Here is a 4,332-nt window from a genome sequence, read left to right as displayed (position 1 = left end):
CGGGAACGGCGCCGAGGTCGGCCGCGTCGAGCACGACGTCGGTCTCGGTGCGCCCGTTGACGGAGCGCACCGGCCCTGCCGGGCCCTGCGGCCCCGGCTCGCCGGGCGGCCCCGCGGGACCCGGCACGGTGACGTACTGGGTGCCCGCCGGGTCCGCGGGGGCGAGGTCGGCGAGGTCCACCTCGGGAACGGAGGCGGCGAGCGCGATGTGGTACGTGCGCGGGCGGCCCGCGCCGGTCAGGCGCTCGGTGACGGTGTACGTCCAGCCGGACGGGTTCCAGCCCTCCGCGTCGGTCGCGGGGAGCGTCACGTCGAGCCGGCCCTCGGCGTCGAGCACGGCCGTGGTGGGGCCGCCGACGAAGAGGTCGGCGGCGGAGTGGGTGAGCAGCGCCGGCGGCTGGAAGACGACGTTCCCGCCGAGCGGGTGGCCGTCGAGGCCGAGGTAGCGGGCGGTGAGCCGGACGGTGGGGATGGATTCGGGCAGCACGGGACCTCCGTGGGTGGTGAGGGAAGCGGGGGAAGGACGAGGGGAGGAGTGGGGGTCCCGCTCAGGACTGCACCCCGTACAGCCCCCGCGGCTGGCAGGCGACCGTGTCGCCCGCGGCGGCGACCCTGGCCTGGATCTCGAAGGCGACGACGTCCCCGAAGGAGCCGGGCAGGTCGGCCAGGAACGTCACGGTCTGGTCCGCCGCGCCCGTCACCGCCTGTTCCTCGCCGACGGGGCTGCCGTTGACGAGCAGCCGGACGGCGGCGCCGGGCGAGCCCGAGACGCCGATGAGGCCGTACACCTTCGGGTGCTGGGCAAAACCGGGGCCCGCGTAGAGCGTTGTCCACGCGGTGGCCGTCGTGGACTGCCAGCCGCTCGTGGCGACCGGTACGGGCGTGGGGAAGGGCAGGTACGGGCGGCTCAGCCCTCCTCGTCCGGTGTCCGTGGCCAGGACCGTGTTGCCCCGGTGGTCCAGCACGCGCAGCGCCTGGACCGGGGCCTTCTCGGGGTCGGTGGTGAGCAGCGAGAGGGCGAGCGAGCCGTCGTCGCGGCGCAGCGCGAACCCCTGCTGGTACTGCCCGGTGTCGCGGTCCGGTTCGACGCGGCCCACGAGGAGCAGGTCGTCGCCGTGCGAGGTGCGGGCCCGGATGCGGCCCTGGTCGCCGACGACGATGTCCCCGTTGCCGACCTGGTTCATCGGCGGGCCGCTGTTGGCGCTCGCCATGAGGCCGCGCACCCGGCGTTCGATGTCCCTGATGCGGTCGAGGAGATCGGTGGGCACTGTGGCCATGGTTCACATCCCTTCGAGGTAGAGCGTCGCCGTCTCGGCCTTGGCGCGCTGGGGTGGTTCGACGGCGAGGCCGACGACCCGGTAGCGCTCCTCCCGCGGCTCCTGGTGCCACAGGTCGCGCAGGCGCAGCCGTACGTTCGCGCCGAGCAGCGCGGGCGAGATCCGCCCGTCGAGGCGCACGGTGATCTCCGGGATCACCTCGGGCATCCGCTGCCGGGCGAGCTGGGCCTGGGCCAGGGAGCGCAGGACCGTCTCGTCGCTGACCCCGCTGTGGTCCGAGGTGGCCTCCAGGCGCGGCCAGCCGGCCGCGAGGTCCTCGGGGGACTCGACCAGGACGGTGAGCGGCTGGGACTCCTCGGCCTGGTCGGCGTTGGGCGAGTCCCCGCGCGCCACCCACACGTCGGCCTGCACGGTCGAGTCGGCGGGGAGGCTGTAGGTGAGCACCTGGCCGGGGTGGTCGAGCACGAGGTCCTCGGCGCTGCCGCTGATCAGCGGGTGACCGAGCTGGAGTCGCTTGGCGCGGCGTCCGTCGGCGTCCCGGTAGCAGCGCAGCCGCCACTCGAAGCCGTCGTCGAACTGGGCTATCTGGTCGAGGAGTTCGCGGATGCGGGCGAGCCCGGAGGCGGCGAAGGAGACGCTCCGCGCGATGCCGGAGACCTCGCTGCCGAGCTGGATGCCGATGTCGCCGCCCGGCTGCTCCTGGGCGTGCGCGACCAGCATCCGGGCGAGGTCGAACTGGTCGACGGCCGTCGCGGTGAAGTCGTGCGCGAGGATGCGGTGATCGAGGTAGGAGTCGAAGGTCCCGGCCTGGAACTCGACCTGTATCCGGCCGCGTTCGTCGCTGGAGGGGGTACGGGTCCACAGCACCCCGCCCCACCAGACGTCCCCGTCCCGCTCCAGCCACACCGCCGTGCGCCCGGGCACGAGTGCCGTGCGGGCGCGCGCGGCGAGCGCGGCGTCCGGGAGCGGGACGGTCGCCGAGAGCGAGCCGGCCTTTCCTATGTAGTCGTCGAACTTGGTGTCCGTCAGGGGCAGTACGTCGATGACCTGGTCGGTGCGCAGATCGCAGAAGACGGCCCGGTAGACGGGGGTGAGGGGCGCGTACGCGGTACGCGGGGAAGCCGGCACGCGGCGGCTCCTTCCGGAGGACGGGGCCGACCTAGAAGACGGGGTCGACGCGGATGAAGCGGTTGTCGAACCAGTGGTTGTTCGTGGCGGCGCTCGCGCTGTAGGCGGAGACGGCCGCGTAGGTGGCGCCCGTGACGAGTCCGGTGATCTGGAAGGTCGTGGCGACCGACTGCATGTCGCGTCCCGTGGTGGTCGCGCAGCGGGTCTCGTCGCTCGCGCCCCCGAGGATCAGCGCGCCGTCCTTGCGCAGGTTGATGGTCATCCGTCCCCAGCCGCCGTCCACCGAGGAACGGCCCTGGTACCCGACGGTGACGAGGACCTTCCCGGAGGCGGGCGCCGTGAAGGTCGTGGTCACCGTCGGGCCGTTGGTGTCGGTGAGGGCCTCGGTCCAGGCGGTCGCCTTGCAGTAGCCGCCGTCGTTGTTGTACGCGAACGACGGGCTCGGCACCGCGACGGTCCACGCCGTGCCGTTCCAGCGCTCCAGGCGGCCCGCGTTGTCGCGGTACTGCCCGGTGTAGGCGCCGGTGGCGAGCTGGCCGTTCGGGGCGATGCCGCCGAGCTGCGCCGGGTAGCCGAGCCAGCGGGTGCCGTCCCAGCGCTGGAGCTGGCTGCCGCTGTCGCGGTACTGGCCCGGGTAGGCGCCCTGCTCGGCGGCGCCCCCGTACAGCGGCAGGATGCCGCCGACGGCGACGGTCGTGGTGCGCAGTTCGGCGACGGCGCTCGTCCAGTTGATGCCCCCCGTGCCCACCGAGGCGCCCGCCGGGACGAGGACGGTGGCGAGCGGCAGCGAGGCGGGCGGGGTCTGCGGGGCCTGCGGGGTGGCCCCCGCCGTGCCCTGGACGATTTCGAGTACGGCCTCGGTGCGGCCCGTGTCGTCGAACTGGGCGTCGTAGACCCGCAGGACGACGAGGTCGGTGCGCGGGTTGTTGGGGTCGCCGTCCGCGAAGGTGAGGGCGGTGTAGTCGGTGAGGACGACGGGGTAGGCCCCGGCGGCCTCGGAGCCCTGGACGACGGCGCGGCCCGGGGCGATGGTGGCGGTCATCCCGGCGCTCGCGCCGAAGACGTAGAGCCCGGACATGAGCGACTTGCCGTCCGGCGAGCCGGGGACGATGCCGCTGCGGCTCGCGAGGCCGCTGGTCGGGGTCATGGTGCCGAGGGGAGCGAGGCGGGTGTCGGTGCGGGACTGACCGGACTCGGCGTCGGTGCGGGTGACGAGCCAGGCGCTGCGGACGGGCATGGGGTCTCCTGGGAGCTGGTGGGTGTACGGGTACGGGGCCGGGCGGGGTCTACCAGTGCCCGTCGCGCCAGCGGACCGTGACGTGGGCCGCCGGGTCGGGGGTGGTGTCGTCGGCGCGGAAGGCGAGGTCGGTGGTGCCCGGTTCGAGCTGGAAGAGCTGCTCGGGCGAGGAGTCGGGGGTCGCGGTGTAGAGGCGGGAGGCGGTGCCGTTGAGCAGGACGGTCCCGGCCTCGGCGTCGACGGTGAGCACGTCTCCCGCGCCGAGCGCGAGCGCGTACTGGAGCTGCCGGCCGTCCGAGAGCCGCGTGAGCGAGGGGCGCTGCACCGGGCCGTGGAACTCGATCACCGGGCGCACGGCCGCGCTGCCGTCGTTGAGCGCGGTGAGCGAGCCGGCCGTGCCGAGGGCGCCCCAGTCGAGCGGCCAGCTCAGGTGCGGGCCGTTCGTGTCGTCCCAGGACAGCCCGGCCTCTGCGCTGGGCAGTCCGGTGCGGGCCTCGTGGAGCGCGATGCCGTAGCGGCGCGGGTCGGTCGCGGTCCACTGGAGGCTGAGCTTGGCGACGCCCTGGGTCGCGTAGCCGCGGTCCTGCGGCACGACGCGGCGGCTCACCCTGGCCCGTACGGCGAGCGTCTCGCCGAGCAGCCGCACGGCGAGCCAGCGTTCGCCGCCGTCGGGGGCGGTCGCGGCGCGCA

Annotated in this window: 3 protein-coding genes and 2 pseudogenes; all 5 read right to left on the bottom strand. The window is 74.3% G+C overall.

Annotation, left to right across the window (positions count from 1 at the left end; translation table 11 throughout):
• Positions 1–487 (bottom strand): annotated as a pseudogene (locus G3I42_RS33535) (phage tail protein); the annotation flags it as partial.
• Positions 488–548: 61 nt separating this feature from the next.
• Complete coding sequence (locus G3I42_RS33530; protein ID WP_164291443.1) at positions 549–1,277, bottom strand: hypothetical protein; 729 nt, start codon at positions 1,275–1,277, stop codon at positions 549–551.
• 3 nt (positions 1,278–1,280) lie between these two features.
• Positions 1,281–2,405, bottom strand: a complete 1,125-nt coding sequence (locus tag G3I42_RS33525; RefSeq protein WP_164291442.1) for a hypothetical protein — start codon at positions 2,403–2,405, stop codon at positions 1,281–1,283.
• 31 nt (positions 2,406–2,436) lie between these two features.
• Positions 2,437–3,642: a hypothetical protein gene (locus G3I42_RS33520; protein ID WP_164291441.1), complete on the bottom strand. Its 1,206-nt coding sequence runs from the start codon at positions 3,640–3,642 to the stop codon at positions 2,437–2,439.
• A gap of 49 nt (positions 3,643–3,691) precedes the next feature.
• Positions 3,692–4,332 (bottom strand): annotated as a pseudogene (locus tag G3I42_RS33515) (phage tail domain-containing protein); the annotation flags it as partial.

Origin of the sequence: Streptomyces sp. SID11385 (genome assembly GCF_010548245.1) — a bacterium.
Lineage (GTDB): Bacteria > Actinomycetota > Actinomycetes > Streptomycetales > Streptomycetaceae > Streptomyces.
The sequence above is the reverse complement of the archived record's forward strand: the minus strand, read 5'-3'. Positions and strand labels throughout refer to the sequence as shown.

Excerpts from the sequence above, each read along its gene's own strand:
- G3I42_RS33530 (WP_164291443.1), bottom strand. The coding sequence starts at position 1,277 with ATGGCCACAGTGCCCACCGATCTCCTCGACCGCATCAGGGACATCGAA.
- G3I42_RS33520 (WP_164291441.1), bottom strand. The coding sequence starts at position 3,642 with ATGCCCGTCCGCAGCGCCTGGCTCGTCACCCGCACCGACGCCGAGTCC.